This window comes from Mesorhizobium sp. B2-4-1 (assembly GCF_006442185.1).
Taxonomy (GTDB): domain Bacteria; phylum Pseudomonadota; class Alphaproteobacteria; order Rhizobiales; family Rhizobiaceae; genus Mesorhizobium.
Window position 1 is genome coordinate 199119 of the sequence record NZ_VFVN01000005.1, and the last position, 16476, is coordinate 215594.

General features: G+C 63.1%; 15 protein-coding genes and 1 other RNA gene. 6 read left to right on the forward strand and 10 right to left on the reverse strand.

Going from position 1 to position 16476, the window contains the following annotated elements; genetic code table 11:
• Positions 1-9: 9 nt before the first annotated feature.
• The 8 genes from FJ949_RS15290 to ffs all read right to left on the reverse strand — a co-directional run bounded on the left by FJ949_RS15290 (position 10) and on the right by ffs (position 8109).
• Complete coding sequence (locus FJ949_RS15290; RefSeq protein WP_140496855.1) at positions 10-1653, reverse strand: ABC transporter substrate-binding protein; 1644 nt, start codon at positions 1651-1653, stop codon at positions 10-12.
• 253 nt (positions 1654-1906) lie between these two features.
• Complete coding sequence (locus FJ949_RS15295) at positions 1907-3184, reverse strand: lytic murein transglycosylase (RefSeq protein WP_140496857.1); 1278 nt, start codon at positions 3182-3184, stop codon at positions 1907-1909.
• 197 nt (positions 3185-3381) lie between these two features.
• Positions 3382-3987 (reverse strand): recombination mediator RecR, encoded by a 606-nt coding sequence (gene recR, locus FJ949_RS15305; RefSeq protein WP_140496859.1) that lies wholly within the window; start codon positions 3985-3987, stop codon positions 3382-3384.
• 98 nt (positions 3988-4085) lie between these two features.
• Positions 4086-5045: a cell wall hydrolase gene (locus FJ949_RS15310; protein ID WP_140496861.1), complete on the reverse strand. Its 960-nt coding sequence runs from the start codon at positions 5043-5045 to the stop codon at positions 4086-4088.
• Between the two features lie 196 nt (positions 5046-5241).
• On the reverse strand, positions 5242-5649 hold the full coding sequence (locus FJ949_RS15315) for a hypothetical protein (RefSeq protein ID WP_140496863.1): 408 nt from the start codon (positions 5647-5649) through the stop codon (positions 5242-5244).
• 71 nt (positions 5650-5720) lie between these two features.
• Positions 5721-6044: a YbaB/EbfC family nucleoid-associated protein gene (locus FJ949_RS15320; RefSeq protein WP_140496865.1), complete on the reverse strand. Its 324-nt coding sequence runs from the start codon at positions 6042-6044 to the stop codon at positions 5721-5723.
• 30 nt (positions 6045-6074) lie between these two features.
• A complete protein-coding gene (locus tag FJ949_RS15325; RefSeq protein ID WP_140496867.1) occupies positions 6075-7907 on the reverse strand; it encodes a DNA polymerase III subunit gamma/tau in 1833 nt (610 codons plus the stop codon).
• A gap of 105 nt (positions 7908-8012) precedes the next feature.
• Positions 8013-8109, reverse strand: an RNA gene (ffs, locus tag FJ949_RS15330) — signal recognition particle sRNA small type.
• Positions 8110-8254: 145 nt separating this feature from the next.
• Between ffs and FJ949_RS15335 the strand changes: the two genes are divergently transcribed.
• Genes FJ949_RS15335 through FJ949_RS15345 form a run of 3 tightly spaced genes read left to right on the forward strand, consistent with a single transcriptional unit; the run spans position 8255 to position 9986 of the window.
• A complete protein-coding gene (locus FJ949_RS15335; RefSeq protein WP_140496869.1) occupies positions 8255-8674 on the forward strand; it encodes an HIT family protein in 420 nt (139 codons plus the stop codon).
• A 51-nt stretch (positions 8675-8725) separates the two neighbouring features.
• On the forward strand, positions 8726-9667 hold the full coding sequence (gene nudC / locus FJ949_RS15340) for an NAD(+) diphosphatase (protein WP_140496871.1): 942 nt from the start codon (positions 8726-8728) through the stop codon (positions 9665-9667).
• A gap of 19 nt (positions 9668-9686) precedes the next feature.
• Positions 9687-9986, forward strand: coding sequence for a Dabb family protein (locus FJ949_RS15345; RefSeq protein WP_140496873.1), 300 nt, complete (start codon positions 9687-9689; stop codon positions 9984-9986).
• A 1-nt stretch (position 9987) separates the two neighbouring features.
• On the opposite strand, the gene FJ949_RS15350 is transcribed toward FJ949_RS15345, so the two are convergent.
• Complete coding sequence (locus FJ949_RS15350) at positions 9988-10851, reverse strand: prephenate dehydratase (RefSeq protein ID WP_140496876.1); 864 nt, start codon at positions 10849-10851, stop codon at positions 9988-9990.
• Positions 10852-10886: 35 nt separating this feature from the next.
• Positions 10887-11615, reverse strand: a complete 729-nt coding sequence (locus FJ949_RS15355) for a 3-deoxy-manno-octulosonate cytidylyltransferase (protein ID WP_140496878.1) — start codon at positions 11613-11615, stop codon at positions 10887-10889.
• Between the two features lie 191 nt (positions 11616-11806).
• Here FJ949_RS15355 and FJ949_RS15360 point away from each other — a divergent pair, with 191 nt between their 5' ends.
• From FJ949_RS15360 to FJ949_RS15370, 3 genes are all read left to right on the forward strand, one after another.
• On the forward strand, positions 11807-12508 hold the full coding sequence (locus tag FJ949_RS15360; protein WP_140496880.1) for a cytochrome c family protein: 702 nt from the start codon (positions 11807-11809) through the stop codon (positions 12506-12508).
• Between the two features lie 166 nt (positions 12509-12674).
• Positions 12675-14552 (forward strand): extracellular solute-binding protein, encoded by a 1878-nt coding sequence (locus FJ949_RS15365; protein WP_140496882.1) that lies wholly within the window; start codon positions 12675-12677, stop codon positions 14550-14552.
• Entirely contained in the window at positions 14552-16420 is a 1869-nt protein-coding gene (locus FJ949_RS15370) for an extracellular solute-binding protein (protein ID WP_140496884.1), read from the forward strand. Before FJ949_RS15365 ends, FJ949_RS15370 begins: the two co-directional genes overlap by 1 nt.
• Positions 16421-16476 lie beyond the last annotated feature (56 nt).

The window sequence follows — 16476 nt, forward strand, 5'->3', positions numbered from 1 at the left end:
CCGCCGGCGCTATTCCTTGGAAACCGGCCCAACGAAATTGGTGTCGAAGCTCGGGCCGAGCGCGAAACCCTTGAGGTTCTTGCGCAACCCGGCGACTTCCAGCTGCTGATGGATGATGACGAAGGGACTGGTATCGAGGATCTTCTGCTGCAGATCCTTGTACATGTCGGCGCGCTTGCCCGAATCCTTCTCCAGCAAAGCGGCTTCGGTTTGCTTGGTCAGGTCCGGAATATCCCAGGCGTTGCGCCAGGCCAGCGTCTTGGACTTGCCCTCATCCGAATTGTCCGGGTTCGAGGCAAAGGTCTGGGCATTGGAGTTCGGATCGAAATAGTCCTGGCCCCACTGACCGATATAGATGTCGTGGTTGCGGGCGCGGTACTTGGTCAACGTCTGCTTGCCGTCGCCGGGAATGATCTCCAGCTTGATACCGGCCTGGCCGAGCGTCTGCTGGATCGATTCCGCCATGCCGGTTGTCGGCTGGCCGGTGCGCACATCCATGGTCACGCTGAAGCCGTCGGGCAGGCCTGCCTTGGCCAGCAGTTCCTTGGCCTTGGCGACGTCGAGCTTGAACGGGTTCTTGTCCAGTTCTCCGAGCACGCCCTTGGGCAGGAAAGTCTGGTGGATTTCACCGATGCCCTTGAGGATGGTCGAGCTCAGCGCGTCATAGTCGACCAGATATTTGAAGGCCTGGCGGACTTCGGGCTTGGCGAGGTTCTGGTTCTTTTGGTTGAGGCTGATGTAGTAGACAGTGCCCTTCGGCGCACTGGTTGTGGTGAGGTCGGCGTTCTTGGCAATGGCGTCGAGGTCGTTTGGCTCAAGATTGCGGGCGACGTCGATGTCGCCGGCCTCAAGCGCCAGGCGCTGTGCCGAGCTTTCCTTCATGTTGCGGTAGATGACGCGAGCAAGCTTGGCCTTTTCGCCGTAGTAATTGTCGTTCCGTTCGAGCACGACGGCCTCGTTGGCGCGCCACTCACGCAGCTTGTAGACGCCCGAGCCGGCATAGCCGGTCTTCAGCCAGGCATTGCCGAAATCATTGTCCCATTTGTAGTCGGCGCTCGGCGTGACCGCCGCGACATGTTCCTTGACCAGCTTGGCGTCGACGACCGAGGCGACGGTGGCCGACAGGCAGTTCAACACGAAGCTCGGCGCATAGGCCTTGTCGACGATGAACTGGAAGGTGGTGTCATCGACCGCCTTGGCTTTTTCGGCGACATTGTCGCCGCTGATCCCGAACTGGTCGATGATGAAGGCCGGGCTCTTGTCCAGCTTGACGGCGCGTTCGAACGAATAAGCGACGTCGGCCGCGGTGATCGGGTTGCCCGAGGCGAATTTCAGGCCGGGCTTGAGCTTGAACGTGTAGGTCAGGCCATCGTCCGAGACGGTCCAGCTTTCGGCGAGGTCGCCCTTGACCTTGGAGGTGTCGCTGAGGTCGAGCCGGACCAGCAGGTCATAGGTGTTGCCGGTGACCTCGGCGGTCGACAGCTCGAATGCCTCGCCCGGATCCATGGAGATGATGTCATCGATGGCGAAGCCTTCGACCAGCGTGTCGGCTGGCGTGACCGCGCCAGCCGGCGCTCCCGCCAGAAGCAGCGCCGACATTGCGGCACCCGCAAGCAGAATGCGGGATCGTAGAGCAAGCTTTTCCATCATCATGGTGATTGTTCCCTGTTTTGTTGACCTGAGTTCCCGGCTCAGGGTTGCGGTGTTTTTCCAGGCCGACAAGGGCCCCCTTTGACCACTTACCGTCGTGGTTTTTGTCCAGTTGGTCAACAGCATATCCGGCGGCCTCGCGGCGGGCAACGAGCATTTATGCGTCGGCTCACTGGATCATAGTGGCAGGCGGACGAGCCGGAGCATGCGAAGGCCAACAGAGGCCAGCGTTCGAGAAAAAACCCTGACGTGGGAGTTACTTCAGAGCAGCGACCAGGCCGGCATCGGGGAAGCAGGTGGCGGGCTTGCCGTTCTTTTCCTGCCAGGCACCGATCGAGCGGCGGGTCTTGAAGCCGGGCAGCCCGTCGGCGCTGCCGACATCGTAGCCCTTGGCCTCCAGCGCCCGCTGCAGGGCGGCGATGTCGGAGCGGTGGAGGTCACCGACCGCACCCCAGCTGCCGGAAAAATTCGCATCGCCATGGGCGATGCGGTCGGCGCCATGGCCGATGAAGAGGGCATAGAGGTCGCTGGTGTTGTATTGCTTCAGCACGTAGAAATTGGGCGTGGCGATGAAGGCCGGGCCGCTGCGGCCGGCCGGCATCAGCAGGAAGCCCTCGGCCTTCAGCTCGCTCGCCGGGAATGCCTTGCCGCCGACACGCTTGATGCCCATTGCGGCCCATTGCGAGATTGTCTTGCCCTGGTCGGGGCCTTCGAGCGAGCAGGAGACGCTCTCGGGCACGGTCACCTCGAAGCCCCAGCCACGTCCCCTCACCCAGCCATAATGGACGAGATAGTTGGCGATCGAGGCGAGCACGTCAGGCGTCGAGCTCCAGATGTCGACACGCCCGTCGCCATCGAAATCCACCGCATGCTTGAGGAACGATGTCGGCATGAATTGCGGCTGGCCGAGCGCGCCGGCCCAGGACGATTTCATCGCATCCACCGGGGCCAATCCGCGCTGGACGATCTCGAGCGCCGCCAGCAGCTCGGTGCGGAAGAAGTCCTTCCTCGTCGACATGAACGCCTTGGTGCCGAGCACCTCGAAGGCGTCGTAAGGCATCTTCGCCGCGCCGAACCCTGTTTCGCGACCCCAGATCGCCAAAAGGACCTCGCCCGGCACGCCATAGCGCTTTTCGATCGCGGCGAGCGTCCTGGCGTTGGCCGCCGCGCGCGTCCGCCCGCCCGATGTGACCGCGCGGATGGTCTTCTCGGCGAAATAGGCGCCGGGCGAGCCGAACTCGGCCTGATGCTGCTTCTGCGGCGTCTTCGGCTTCTCGCCGGGCATGACAAGATCGGGCAGCTTGAGATTGGGTTTGACACCGTCGAAAGCGGCATCGAAGGTCTGCTTGGAAATGCGCTTGGCCTTGGCGTCAGGCCACAGATCGCTCCGGAGCCAGGCGCGGAACTGGTCGTCGATCTTGGCGGCCGAGGCGGAGGTGGAGAGGAACAGTGCAGCCAGTATCGCCAGGAAAAACGCAAAGCAGAACTTGCGGAGGCCGCGTTCCTTGGCGCCCCCCTCTGGCCTGCCGGCCATCTCCCCCACAAGGGGGGAGATCGACCGTTGTCTCTGCCTTCGCCAAACACCGCCGTTGAAAAGGAGATGCCGGCTGCGAAATTGCCAATCTCCCCCCTTGAGGGGGAGATGTCCGGCAGGACAGAGGGGGGCGCCACGGAACGCCAACTTTTGAGGATGCGGGATCACCGTGACAAGCATCCTTCCCCGCAATCGCGTCAAAACGCCGTCCTGGAGCGCAGCGCTGCCGCCAGCGTGCCTTCGTCGAGATAGTCGAGTTCGCCCCCGACCGGCACGCCATGCGCCAGCCGCGTTATCTTCACCTCGAAACCGTGCAATTGATCGGTCAGGTAGTGGGCCGTGGTCTGGCCCTCCACCGTGGCATTGACGGCCAGGATGATCTCCTTGACCTCGCCGCCGGCGACGCGGTCGACCAATGAGCGGATGTTGAGCTGATCGGGGCCGATGCCGTCGAGCGGCGACAGCGTGCCGCCCAGCACGTGGTAGCGCACGTTCATCGCCGCCGCCCGCTCCAGCGCCCACAGATCAGAGACGTCCTCGACGACGATCAGCGTGCCGGCGTCACGGCGCGGATCGGTGCAGATCATGCAGGGGTCGGACGTGTCGACATTGCCGCAGGTGGAGCAAATGCGCACCTTGTCGGCCGCCTCGCCCATGGCGGCGGCGAGCGGCGACAGCAGCTGTTCCTTCTTCTTGATCAAATGCAGCGCGGCGCGCCTGGCCGAACGAGGACCAAGCCCCGGCACTTTGGCCAGGAGTTGGATCAGGCGTTCGATCTCGGGACCCGCGATTCGCTTGGACATTGCCCTGATCTAGAGCAATTCCGCGAAAAGTGCGAAGCGGTTTTGCGTCCGGACCGCGTCTCCAACCAGCACCGGCAGGCCGTCAAGTGCGGCCCGCCTCAGTTGGTTTCGAGCGGACGGCTCTGGCTGACGATCATTGCGCCGATGGCATCCGTGTTCTCAGGCGTCGACTGGAACCCCATCGCCGCTTCCTGCGGCGCGCCCTGCACCGAGGAAATGACCTTCGTGTTCAAGGTCCCGCCAAAACGAGCGGCGTCCGGTTCCTCCATCGGCTCCTGCATCGCCACCATCGTCGGCTTCTCCTGGACGCGCGCGGATTTTGCGGCCGGCGCAGCCGATGCCGTCACGTAGGTCTGCTGGGCCGCCTTGCCGGAGCGCACCGGCTCCGCCGCGGCAGTCACGTACGCCGCAGCGGTGCGATCGGATGTCTTGGCCGTCGGCTCGGCGGAAGCGACACGAGTCGCGGCTACTCCGGGCAAGGCTGCTGGCTGCTCGGCCGAGGCGACCGCGACCGTCGGCTCGTCCGGCAGCGGCTGCCAGTTGCGGCCGCGCTTCTCGTAGAACGCATTGCCGCCGGCGACCATGGTGTAATGCATATTCTTGTAGGGGAAGCGCAGGCCCGCGGTGTGGAAATACATCGTGTTCTTGAGCTTGGCCTTGCGCTCGCCCTTGAGCACGGCGTCGGCGGCTTCCTCGACATCGGGCATGGCACGCGAATTCATCGGCCTGGTCATGACGCCGGGCGCGAACTGGCCGCGCTCGCCCACCACCGCGCAGATGGTGTCACCATGTTTGCCGGAGCGCAGCCGGTTCATCACGACAGTGCCGACGGCGATCATGCCATCGCGGCTCGACCGGTTGGATTCGAAGAACATCGCCCTTTCCAGGCATTCCCTGTCCTTCGGCGTGTGGTAGCCGCGAGAGCTCAGGAAACTCGGCGTGATGGCGTCGGTCAGGCTGGACATGCCGTGTGACGCGGTCTGGCTGCAAGCGGCCAGGAACAGGGGAGACGTGACGACGCCGAGCAACAGCGGCGTCTTCCATCGCGTGGCAATCAACAGGTAACCCTCTCACTTCGATGCCCGCCCCCAGGCTGCGGCAAGAATGAGACACTTTCGGGCAAAATGATGGCTAAAACGTTATTGGTGAGATGCTGTTGCCAAACTGGCACAGTTACGTGGCAAGATCCGGGCTTCAAGCCTTTGTTTTATGCACGCCCTTGTCCAGGCCGAGACCGCTTTTGGACGACATGCATTATCGCCCGGCTGAAATCGCTGCCGGCCGTCCTGGCTCAATTTCTTCGAATTTCTCCGAGAACAGCCCGCGCTTCAGGAACAATGCTCGCGCATTGCGGGCGACCGGCGCGATCTTTCCCGGCCAGTCGCTGTCGATGAACTCGGACCTGGTGAAATCGGGGTTGGCCTCTCCGGCAGCCTCCAGGAAATCCGCGATCTCCAGCACGATGGCGCGTTCTTCCTTCGAGAGCGCCGAAGTGCCCGCTTCGATCGAGGGGCGATGCACGAAATCCTCGAACAGGTTGAAATAGCCCTTGATGCCGACGAGATCGACGCCGGCATCAGAATCGGCCAGGATTTCCAGGATCTCGTAGATCCTGTTGCGGATACGCTGCTCGATCAGCCTTTCGGACGGCTCTTCGGCCATGGCCAACTAGTCTTTGGCTTTATGCATGTCGTTATCCCCAAAACCGTCGCACACTCTTGGGCGACATGCATCTAGAACGGCAGTTTCATTCCCGGCGGAATCGGCAGGCCGGCGGTCAGCGCCTTGGTCTTTTCCTGCATGATCTGCTCGACCTTGGCCTTGGCGTCATTGTGAGCGGCCAGAAGCAGGTCTTCGAGGATCTCCACCTCATCCTCCTTGAACAGAGACGGGTCGATCTTCAGCGACTTCATCTCGAACTTGCCGGTCAACGTGACAATGACCAGGCCGCCGCCGGCCTGGCCGACGGCTTCGACCGTGGCGATCTCGTCCTGCATAGCCTGGAACTTGGCTTGCATTTCCTTCGCCTTGCCCATGAGGCCGAGAAGATCTTTCATGGTCCGATCCTTTGCAGAGTCGTGGTTTCGTCAGGGTTCGTCGTCGTCCGCCGGCGGCTCGACCGGCACTTCGGCTTCGACCGCGTCGGCTTCCGGCGCGTCGGGAATGCGCACGTCGATGATCCTGGCGCCGGGAAAACGCGCCAGGATGGCGGCGACCGTCGGATCGCTCTTGGCATCGAGCAAAGCGTTCTCGCGCCTGGCCGATTCCATTTCGGCCAGCGTCTGGCCGCCCTCTTCCTTCGACAGCGACACCAGCCAGTTGCGACCGGTCCAGGCGCGCAGCTTGGTCGTCAAATCGTTGAGCAGCATTTTGGGCGCATCGTCGGTCAGGCTGACGTCGATGCGGCCGGGCTCGATGCGCACGAGGCGGATGCAGCGCTTGACCAGCACCTTGAAGGCGATGTCGCGCTGCGCGTCGGCAAGGGCGACAATATCGGCCAGCGATTTCAGCGATATTGGCTGCGCCTCCGGCGCCGGCTGCACAGGCGCAATGAAGGCGGCCGGAGCGGGCGCGGCTTCGACCAGCCGCATGGTCTGCGCGCCGCCCGACCCGCCGGGCATGCGCGCCTGCGCCACTGCGCTGGCGCCGTTGCCACCAGGAGCGCCGCCATTACCGGGGCTCGCCGGCGCGCCGTTCGAACGCGGCGCGGCGCCCGGCGCCGGCAGGCCGTTCTCCAGCGACCTCAATGCCTCGTCCAGCGTAGGCAGGTCGGCCGCGTGTGCCAGCCGGATCAGCACCATCTCGGCTGCACTTACCGGCCGGTTGGAGGACTGCACCTCCGGGATGCCCTTGAGCAGCATCTGCCACGTCCGCGACAGCACCTTGATCGAGAGCGTCCGCGCGAAATCTGCGCCGCGCTCGCGCTCGTCCTGCGACAGCGCCGCGTCGTCGGCGGCGGCCGGCACGAAACGCAGCCGGGTGACGAGATGGTTGAATTCGGCAAGGTCGGTCAGCACGGCGGCCGGATCGGCGCCGGTGTCGTATTGCGCGCGCAATTCCGCCAGTGCCGCGGCAACGTCACCCTTCATGACATGTTCGAACAAATCGACGACGCGGGCGCGATCGGCGAGACCCAGCATCGCGCGCACGGCTTCGGCGCTGACCGCACCACCGCCATGCGCGATGGCCTGGTCGAAAATCGATTGAGCATCGCGCATCGACCCCTCGGCCGCGCGCGCGATCATCGCCAGCGCGTCGTCTTCCGCCTCGATGCCTTCCAGGCCCGCTATCCGGGCGAGATCAGCCTTCACCACAGCCGCATCGATGCGCCTCAGGTCAAAGCGCTGGCAGCGCGACAGCACGGTGATCGGCACCTTGCGGATTTCGGTGGTGGCGAAGATGAACTTGACGTGCGGCGGCGGCTCTTCCAGCGTCTTCAACAGGCCGTTGAAGGCCTGCGTCGACAGCATGTGCACTTCGTCGATGATGTAGACCTTGTAGCGGGCCGAGACCGGCGCGTAGCGCACCCGTTCGATGATGTCCCTGATATCATCGATGCCGGTGTGCGAGGCGGCATCCATCTCGATGACGTCGACATGGCGGCCTTCCATGATCGCCTGGCAGTGCTCGCCGAGCACGGCAAGGTCGACGGAAGGCTGGTCGATTGTTGCCGTTTTATAATTCAGGGCCCGCGCGAGAATGCGCGCCGTCGTGGTCTTGCCGACGCCGCGCACGCCGGTCAACATCCAGGCCTGGGCGATGCGGCCGGTGGCGAAAGCGTTGGTGAGCGTGCGCACCATCGGCTCCTGGCCGACCAGTTCGGAGAAATTCGCCGGACGGTACTTGCGCGCCAGCACGCGATAGGCGCCAGCCTTGCCTATCTCCAGGCTTTTTGGTCCCGAATTTCCGGCTTCGCTCATTCGCCCGCAAAACTCCAAATGGCCGCGCCAAAAGGCGGCCGATTCCTGCGCATAGTTTCGCCCGCGCTGCAATGCGTCGTCAACGTCGCGAGAAGGGCCGATGAGGTGGGAGGCTGGAACAATGACCCGTTCCGGGCTCGTTAGGGCTGCTTCCTTCCGGACCTGACCCGGTTGGCGAGTGGATCGTCCACCACCAACCTCCCGCCGTCCATATCGGCAATTCGGCGACGAAATGCAAGGGCGCAGGCAAATCAGCTGCACCAGCCACGAGATTCGCTTGCAGCCTCGATGCAGCCGCTCTAGCGTTCATGACTCTGAGGAAAACACCAAAAGCAAGGGAAACGCCGATGCTGCCGGGCCTGAAGGCCGGATTCACGCTGGATGCCCGGCTGGAGGCGGACAGCGAGCAGTTGATGTGGCTTGGGCTGTGTGAACTGCGCGTGATGAACGACCGCCGCTGGCCATGGCTGCTTCTGGTGCCGCAGCGGCCGGGCGTGGAGGAAATCCACGACATGACGCCGCTCGACCAGACAATGCTGACCTTCGAGACCAATATGGTGGCGCAGGCGCTGAAGAAGGTGACCGGCTGCACCAAGATCAACACCGGCGCGCTCGGCAACATCGTGCGCCAGCTGCACATCCACGTCATCGCCCGTTCGGAAGGCGATCCCGGCTGGCCCGGCCCGGTGTGGGGACACGGCCTGCGCGAGCCCTATCAGCGCTCCGAGCTGCGCCGGTTTGCCGAAACGATAAGGGCGGCGCTATAAGCCTTCCCGTGTCCATCCCGAACGTGTCCATCCCGAACGCCCAGAGTCCGCATGAGCTTTAGCCTGTTTGACGCGCCCTTGCGCGAGCCGAGCCAATTCGTCGGCTTCGCCGGCAACAGTATCGACCGACAATCCGAGAACCGCGCCGACGATTCGGTCGACAAAGCGCTCGCCGATCCTGGAACCAGGCTGCTTTTGATGCAGGGCGGCCGGCTCTACCTGAAGGTTCGTGACGGCAGCTTCGACCCCTGGTTCGGCGTCGCCGAAAGCCTGCCCTTCCAGACCTTGCCCGGCAGCGGCGTGCTGCTCGGATTCTCCGACCAGGGCCCGGTGCTGGCGGTGACCGCCGGCCTCGAGCCGGAACAGCTTCCCGAAACGGTCAAGGCCATCGACTACCGCTCGGTCTACATGCAAGGCCTGATCGACGAAGCGGCCGCCGGAGCGATGGCGCAGGGCGCCGCACTGCTCGCCTGGCACGCCAGCCATCGTTTCTGCAGCAAATGCGGGACCGAGTCACAAATGCGGGCCGGCGGCTACAAGCGCCATTGCCCGAATTGCGGCACCGAGCATTTTCCGCGCACGGATCCGGTGGCGATCATGCTGACGGCGACGCGCGAGAAATGCCTGCTCGGGCGCGGCCGGCATTTCGCGCCGGGCATGTACTCCGCCCTTGCCGGCTTCATCGAGCCGGGCGAGACGATCGAGGCGGCGGTGCGCCGCGAGACGCTGGAGGAGGCCGGCATCCGGCTCGGCCGCGTCGTCTACCACGCCAGCCAGCCCTGGCCATTCCCCTATTCGCTGATGATCGGCTGCTTCGGCGAGCCGCTCAATGAAGACATCCAGGCCGACCTCAACGAGTTGGAAGACTGCCGCTGGTTCTTGCGCGACGAGGTGCGCCTGATGCTGGCCAGGGAGCATCCGGGCAATCTGATCACGCCGCCGAAGGGAGCCATAGCGCATCACCTGATCCGCGCCTGGGTCGACAGCGAATAAGGGAAATCAGGAGAGGGAAATGATCCGCCATACCGTCGTGTTCACGCTGAAGCATCCGCCGCACTCGCTGGAGGAAAAAAGGTTCCTGGTCGACGCCAGGAAAATCCTCTCGGCGATCAGGGGCGTCACCCATTTCGAACAGCTGCGTCAGGTCAGCCCCAAGAACGACTACCAGTTCGGCTTCTCCATGGAATTCGCCGACCAGGCCGCCTATACCAGGTACAACGACCATCCCGACCACGTCGCCTTCGTGCGCGACCGCTGGATTCCTGAAGTCGAGACCTTCATGGAGATCGACTATGTGCCCCTTGGCTGGTAGCTCAATCCGCTACCTTCCACTGCTCGCGTGACTCACTCGCCGGATAGACGCCGAGGATCCGCACCTCGCGCGAGAAGAAGCGAAGCTCGTCCAGCGCCAGCTTGACCAGGGGATCGTCGGGGTGGCCCTCGATGTCGGCGTAGAACAGTGTCGCCGTGAAGGCGCCGAGCTGGTAGCTCTCGAGCTTGGTCATGTTGATGCCGTTGGTGGCGAAACCGCCCATCGCCTTGTAGAGGGCGGCCGGCACGTTGCGGACGCGGAAGATGAAGGTCGTCATCATCTTGGCGTCAGGCGACGGGCGTTCGGCCCACTGCTTGTTCTTGGTCAGGACGACGAAGCGCGTGACGTTGGAATCGGTGTCCTCGACATTCTCCTCGATGATGTCTAGGCCGTAGAGCGTTGCGGCCAATGCCGGGGACAGGGCGGCCATGGTGCGGTCCTTGACCTCGGAGACCATCTTGGCCGCGCCCGCCGTGTCGCCGGCGACAACCGCCTTCCAGCCATTTTTGCGGACGTATTTGCGGCACTGGCCGAGCGCATGGATGTGGCTGTGCACGGTTTTGATCTCGTCACGCCTCACACCTGGCAGCACCATCAGCTGGAAATGGATGGGCAGGAAATATTCGCCGACGATGTGCAGCCTCGATTCCGGCAGCAGATGGTGAATGTCGGCGACGCGCCCGGCGATGGTGTTCTCGATCGGGATCATGGCGAGATCGGCCTTGCCGGTCTCGACCGCATTGAACGCGTCCTCGAAGGTCGGGCACGGCAGCGGCTGCATCGAGGGATAGACGTTACGGCAGGCGGTGTCGGAATTGGCGCCGGGCTCGCCCTGGAAGGATATTCTGTTGGTCTTTTCAGGCATGGCCAATTCTCGTTGAAGGGGTGTCGGTTCAGCGCTCAGTTTGAAAGGATCGTTCTGGCCCGTTCCAGGTCTTGCGGCGTGTCGACGCCGAGCGGCAGCGACCGCACGATCTCGGCGTCGATGCGCATGCCGGCTTCCAGCGCCCGCAACTGCTCCAGCCGCTCGCGGCGTTCAAGCGGCGACGGCTTGAGCGCCACGAAGCGCTCGAGCGCCGAGCGGCGATAGGCATAGAGGCCGATATGATGATAGAGCGCGCCCTCGCCCCAGGGCGCGGTGGCCCTGGTGAAATAAAGCGCCCTCAGCCTGGTGGCCGACAATGGCGAGCCAACGATCTTGACCACGTTGGGATTGGTCTTTTCCTCGTCGCGCTCGATCTCGACGCCGAGCGTTGCGATGTCCACCGCCTTGTCCTCGAACGGCCTGAGCGAGGCCACGATGATCGCGGGATCGATGGTCGGCAGGTCACCCTGCACATTGACGATGGTTTCGACCTTGTTTGCCGGATCCAGCACCGTCAGGGCCTCGAATATCCGGTCCGAACCCGATTCGTGGTCCGAGCGCGTCATCACCGCCTCGAAACCATGCGCGCGCACCGCTTCCGCCACGCCTTGCGTGTCGGTCGCCACCACCACACGGCCAAGCCCGGCCTCGGCGGCGCGGCGCGCGACATGGACGATCATCGGGGCGCCGGCAATGTCGGCCAGCGGCTTGCCCGGGAGCCGGGTCGAGGCCATGCGGGCGGGGATCAGGATCAAGGTGGACATCGGTTTGGCGGGCGTTCGAAACGAGGAGGGGAAAGTGGCAAAAGGTCTCACTGGAAGCGCCCTTATAGGTGTTGCAACGCCGGAGCAAAAGACCTAGTTTCCGCGCGATTTGACCGGCTCTGGAGGGCAGGTCTCGATACCGACGGACGGAGTGGACGGATCGGTCCGCCGGAAAAGGGAGCAAGGGGCGTATGGATTCCAACGAAGTCAACAAGCTGCTCGCCGGATTGCTCGGAACCGTTTTCGTGGTGTTCTCGGTCGGCATCGTGTCGGACGCGCTGTTTGCCTCGCCCGCTCCGGAAAAGCCCGGCTTCGCCATCGAGGCCGCCGAGCCCGCCGAGGGCGGCCCCGCCGCTCCGGCAGCCGCCGAAAAGCCGATCGCGGATCTTCTGGCCAACGCAAGTGCCGAACAGGGCGCTGCCATCTTCAAGAAATGCCAGGCCTGCCACTCCGGCGAGAAGGGCGGCCCCAACAAGGTCGGCCCGGATTTGTGGGATCTCATCGACCGCCCGGTCGCCGAGCATGAGGGCTTCGCCTATTCGGCCGGCATGAAGGAGTTTTCCAAGGGCGGCACAGAGAAGTGGACCTACGACAACATCAACCACTTCATCACCTCGCCGAAAAAATTCGTGAAAGGCACGGCGATGGGCTTTGCCGGCCTGCCGAAGGAAGAAGACCGCGCCAACGTCATCGCCTATCTGCGCACGCTGTCGGACAATCCCAAGCCGCTGCCCGCGCCGGGCGCTGCCGCCGATGCATCCGCCCCCGCCAAGCCCGCCGAAGGGGCCGCACCGGCCAAGCCGGCCGAAGGCGCAGCTCCTGCCAAGCCAGCGGCGCCTGCGGCTCCCGCCGCACCAGCTCCGGCCGCCCCGGCACCGGCGCCTGCTCAATAAACCGGATCTCGTCTTGACGACCTTGAAAAAGCCGGGTTCAGCCCGGCTTTTTCGTTAGGAAAACCGCATATGCGGCGACAAAGCCGCGCATGGCGGTTTTCACGCGCGGCAAATCATCTAGATTGCCCTTTCTGGATGATGGCACGCATCGCGAAGAGGACAGTGGATGACGCTTGGCCGAGTGCTTCTCAAATCGTTGCTGGCGGCGGCCCTGCTGGCCGCGGGGTTGCAGGCGGCCCTGGCCGATGAATGGCGCACCACCTCATCGCTGATCGGCGAATCCAAATATGGCGACAATTTCCAGCACTATGACTACGTCAATCCCAACGCGCCCAAAGGCGGCACGCTGAATTCGGTGGTACTGGGCACGTTCGACAGCTTCAATCCCTATATCGTGCAGGGTTCGCCGGCCGCCGGCCTGGTCGGGTTCGGCGGCGGCCTGCTCTACGACACGCTGATGGAGCAGGCGACCGACGAAGGCAGTGTCAGCCATCCGCTGATCGCCGACGCCTACAAATACCCGGCCGACTTTTCCTCGGCGACTTACCGGCTCGATCCCCGCGCGAAATGGCATGACGGCCAGCCGATCACCGTCGACGACGTGATCTGGTCATTCCAGGTGCTGAAGGCCAACAGCCCGATGTACAGCCGCTATTTCGAGAACGTCACGGATGCCGTGGCCGTCTCGGATCGCGAAGTCGAGTTTCATTTCAGCCAGAAGGGCAACCGCGAGCTGCCTAAAATCCTGGGTGATCTCGCCGTGCTGCCGAAACATTGGTGGGAAGGCACCGATGCCAACGGCAAGAAGCGCGACGTCACCAGGCCGACGCTGGAGCCGCCGCTCGGCTCCGCCGCCTACAAGATCGCCAGCTTCAAGCCTGGCTCGGAAATCGTCTGGCAGCGCGTGCCGGACTATTGGGGTGCCAAGCTGCCGGTGAAGGTCGGCCGCGAGAATTTCGACAGGCAGCGTTTCACCTACATCCTTGATGACAATGCCGCCTGGCAGGCCTTCACCAAAGGCGGACTTGACGACATCAAACCGGAAAACAGTTCGAAGCGCTGGAAAACATTCTATGATTTCCCGGCGGTCAAGGCCGGCGATGTCATCAAGCAGGAATTCAAGACCACCTCGCCAGAGCCGATGCAGGCTTTCATGCTCAACCAGAGGCGCCCGCTGTTCCAGGACCGCCTGGTGCGGGCCGCGCTGACCTATCCTTTCGACTTCGAGACGATGAACCGTACGCTGTTCTACGGGTTCAACACTCGCACCAGCAGCTATTTCCAGGGAACTGAACTGGCCTCCAGCGGCTTGCCGCAAGGCAAGGAGCTGGAAATTCTTGAACAGTATCGCGACAAGCTGCCGCCCGAACTGTTCACCCAGGAATTCAAGCTGCCGGTCTACGATTCGCCGCAGGCCGAGCGCAAATACCTGAAGCAGGCTGTCGACCTCTTCGCCAAGGCTGGATGGGTGATCAAGGGCGGCAAGATGGTCAATGCCAAGACCGGCGAGCCGTTCAAGTTCGAGATACTCGGCTGGAACGACACCGACCAGGTCATCTCCAGCCCCTATATCGCCAATCTGCGCAAGATCGGCGTCGACGCCACGTTGCGCATCATCGACCAGACCCAGTACGTCAACCGCGTCAACAATTTCGACTACGATGTCATTATCGGGCAACTCGGCCAGTCGGAATCGCCTGGCAATGAGCAGCGCGACTTCTGGAGTTCCAGGGCCGCCGACAGGCCGGGATCGCGCAACTACGCCGGCATCAAGAACCCGGTCGTCGATGCCCTGGTCGACCGCATCATCTTCGCCACCGACCGCGACGACCTGGTTGCCGCCACCCACGCGCTCGACCGCGTGCTGCTGTGGAACTACTACGTCGTGCCGCAGTACTATCGAGCCGTGGTCTGGCTGGCTTACTGGAACAAATTCGGCATTCCCGCCAAACAGCCGAGCTATATCGGCGCCGACCAGAATTCCTGGTGGATCGATCCGGAGAAGGAAAAGGCGCTGGCGGCCAAATACAAGGGCAACAATTGATGGCGGTGCTGCCCCGTCGCGATTTCCTGGGCCTGGGCAGTGCCGCCGCTGTCGCCGCCCTGTTGCCCGGAAAAGCCTTTGCCAATATTGCGACCGGCACCAAACTGCACGGCCTGTCCGCCTACGGCGACCTCAAATACAAACCGGATTTCACGCATTTCGACTACGTCAATCCGGATGCACCCAAGGGCGGCCAGATGAATTTCGCGCCGCCGAACGCCACGCTCAACCAAAGCTTCCTGACCTTCAACACGTTGAATTCCCTGGTATTGAAAGGAGACGCGCCGCCGCGCACCGAACTCTGTTTCGATTCCTTGATGGCAAGCGCGCTCGACGAGCCGGATGCGGTCTACGGCCTGCTTGCCGAGTCTGTCACCTTGTCGCAAGACCGCAACGGCTTCCGCTTCGCGCTGCGACCGCAAGCGCGTTTCCACGACGGCTCGCCGCTAACCGCCGAAGACGTCGTCTTCGCGTTGAAGCTTTACAAAGAGCAAGGGCATCCGAACCTTTCCCAGGCGTTGCGGTATATGACCGACGCGGTCGCCGAGGATCCGCTCACCCTCAACCTTACCTTCAACGGCGAACAGTCCGCGCAAAACATCCTCAGGATCGTGGCGATGCCGATCGTGTCCAAGGCCTTTTATGCGGTCAATGATTTCAATGCCTCGACGATGACGCCGCCGCTCGGCTCGGGACCATACAAAATGGGGCGAGTGGCCGCGGGACAGACAGTCGAATATGAGCGCGTGCCCGACTATTGGGGCCGCGACCTCCCGGTGAATCGCGGCCAGTATAATTTCGACCGTATCCGCATCGACTTCTATCTCGACCGGCAGGCGGCGTTCGAAGCCTTCAAGAAGGGTGACACGCATTTTCGCGAGGAGTTTACCGCGCGGGTCTGGGCGACCGGCTACGATTTTCCGGCGCTCAAGGACGGCAAGGTCGTCAAACGGGAATTTCCCGGCGAGAAGACGCCAGACATGCAGGGCGTCGCACTGAACCAGCGTCGTGCGCAATTCCGCGATGAGCGGGTGCGACGGGCGATCGCCCGGTGTTTCGATTTCGAATGGATGAAGCGGGCGTTGTTTTATGGCTCTTACGAGCGCTCTCAATCGAACTTCGAACGGTCGGATTACAAGGCCGAAGGCTTGCCCTCGCCTGAGGAACTGGTCCTGCTGGAGCCATTCCGGGCCGAGTTGCCACCGGAGGTTTTTGGCGAAGCCGTGACGCAGCCTCTGTCCGACGGGTCAGGCCATGATCGCAAGCTGCTGGGCGAGGCTTCGAGATTGCTCGCGCAAGCCGGCTGGAAGCGGGCGGGCAATTTCGTCGTCAACGACAAGGGCGAGCGGCTGCGGGTGGAAATGCTGACGGAGGATGACGGCATCGTTCGCATCTACACCCCATGGTCCGAGAATATGAAGGCGATCGGGATCGACGCTTCGATCCGGCAGGTCGATTCGGCGCAATATGAACAGCGGCAGAGCGATTTCGACTTCGATCTTACCGTGCTGCATTGGTCGATCGGGGCGACGCCGACTGACGACAGCCTGGAGATGCTCTATGATTCTCGAATGGCGAAAATCCCGGGGCAGCGCAACTACCCCGGAACAGAAAGCAAGGCCATCGACGCGTTGATCGTGGCAGCCGGCAAGGCGCAAAGCCGGTCCGAACTCGTCACCGCGCTCAGAGCGCTCGATCGGGTCTTGCGCGCGCGGCTGGACTGGATTCCAACATACTATCTGGCGAATCACCGCGTCGCCTATTGGGACATGTTCGGCTTCGTCGAGCAAAAGCCCGATTTCGGCTTTCCGGTCGAGACGCTGTGGTGGTTCGACAAGGGCAAGGCGGCAAAAATTGGCAAAGGCTGAATTTCTTGCGGGCGTAAGCACCGCCCCTCACCTGCCTGCCCGTCCTCCGCAGCAGC

Coding starts and splice junctions, on each gene's coding strand:
- FJ949_RS15290 (WP_140496855.1), bottom strand. CDS start 1,653: ATGATGATGGAAAAGCTTGCTCTACGATCCCGCATTCTGCTTGCGGGT.
- FJ949_RS15295 (WP_140496857.1), bottom strand. CDS start 3,184: ATGGCCGGCAGGCCAGAGGGGGGCGCCAAGGAACGCGGCCTCCGCAAG.
- recR (WP_140496859.1), bottom strand. CDS start 3,987: ATGTCCAAGCGAATCGCGGGTCCCGAGATCGAACGCCTGATCCAACTC.
- FJ949_RS15315 (WP_140496863.1), bottom strand. CDS start 5,649: ATGGCCGAAGAGCCGTCCGAAAGGCTGATCGAGCAGCGTATCCGCAAC.
- FJ949_RS15320 (WP_140496865.1), bottom strand. CDS start 6,044: ATGAAAGATCTTCTCGGCCTCATGGGCAAGGCGAAGGAAATGCAAGCC.
- FJ949_RS15325 (WP_140496867.1), bottom strand. CDS start 7,907: ATGAGCGAAGCCGGAAATTCGGGACCAAAAAGCCTGGAGATAGGCAAG.
- FJ949_RS15335 (WP_140496869.1), top strand. CDS start 8,255: ATGCTGCCGGGCCTGAAGGCCGGATTCACGCTGGATGCCCGGCTGGAG.
- nudC (WP_140496871.1), top strand. CDS start 8,726: ATGAGCTTTAGCCTGTTTGACGCGCCCTTGCGCGAGCCGAGCCAATTC.
- FJ949_RS15345 (WP_140496873.1), top strand. CDS start 9,687: ATGATCCGCCATACCGTCGTGTTCACGCTGAAGCATCCGCCGCACTCG.
- FJ949_RS15350 (WP_140496876.1), bottom strand. CDS start 10,851: ATGCCTGAAAAGACCAACAGAATATCCTTCCAGGGCGAGCCCGGCGCC.
- FJ949_RS15355 (WP_140496878.1), bottom strand. CDS start 11,615: ATGTCCACCTTGATCCTGATCCCCGCCCGCATGGCCTCGACCCGGCTC.
- FJ949_RS15360 (WP_140496880.1), top strand. CDS start 11,807: ATGGATTCCAACGAAGTCAACAAGCTGCTCGCCGGATTGCTCGGAACC.
- FJ949_RS15365 (WP_140496882.1), top strand. CDS start 12,675: ATGACGCTTGGCCGAGTGCTTCTCAAATCGTTGCTGGCGGCGGCCCTG.
- FJ949_RS15370 (WP_140496884.1), top strand. CDS start 14,552: ATGGCGGTGCTGCCCCGTCGCGATTTCCTGGGCCTGGGCAGTGCCGCC.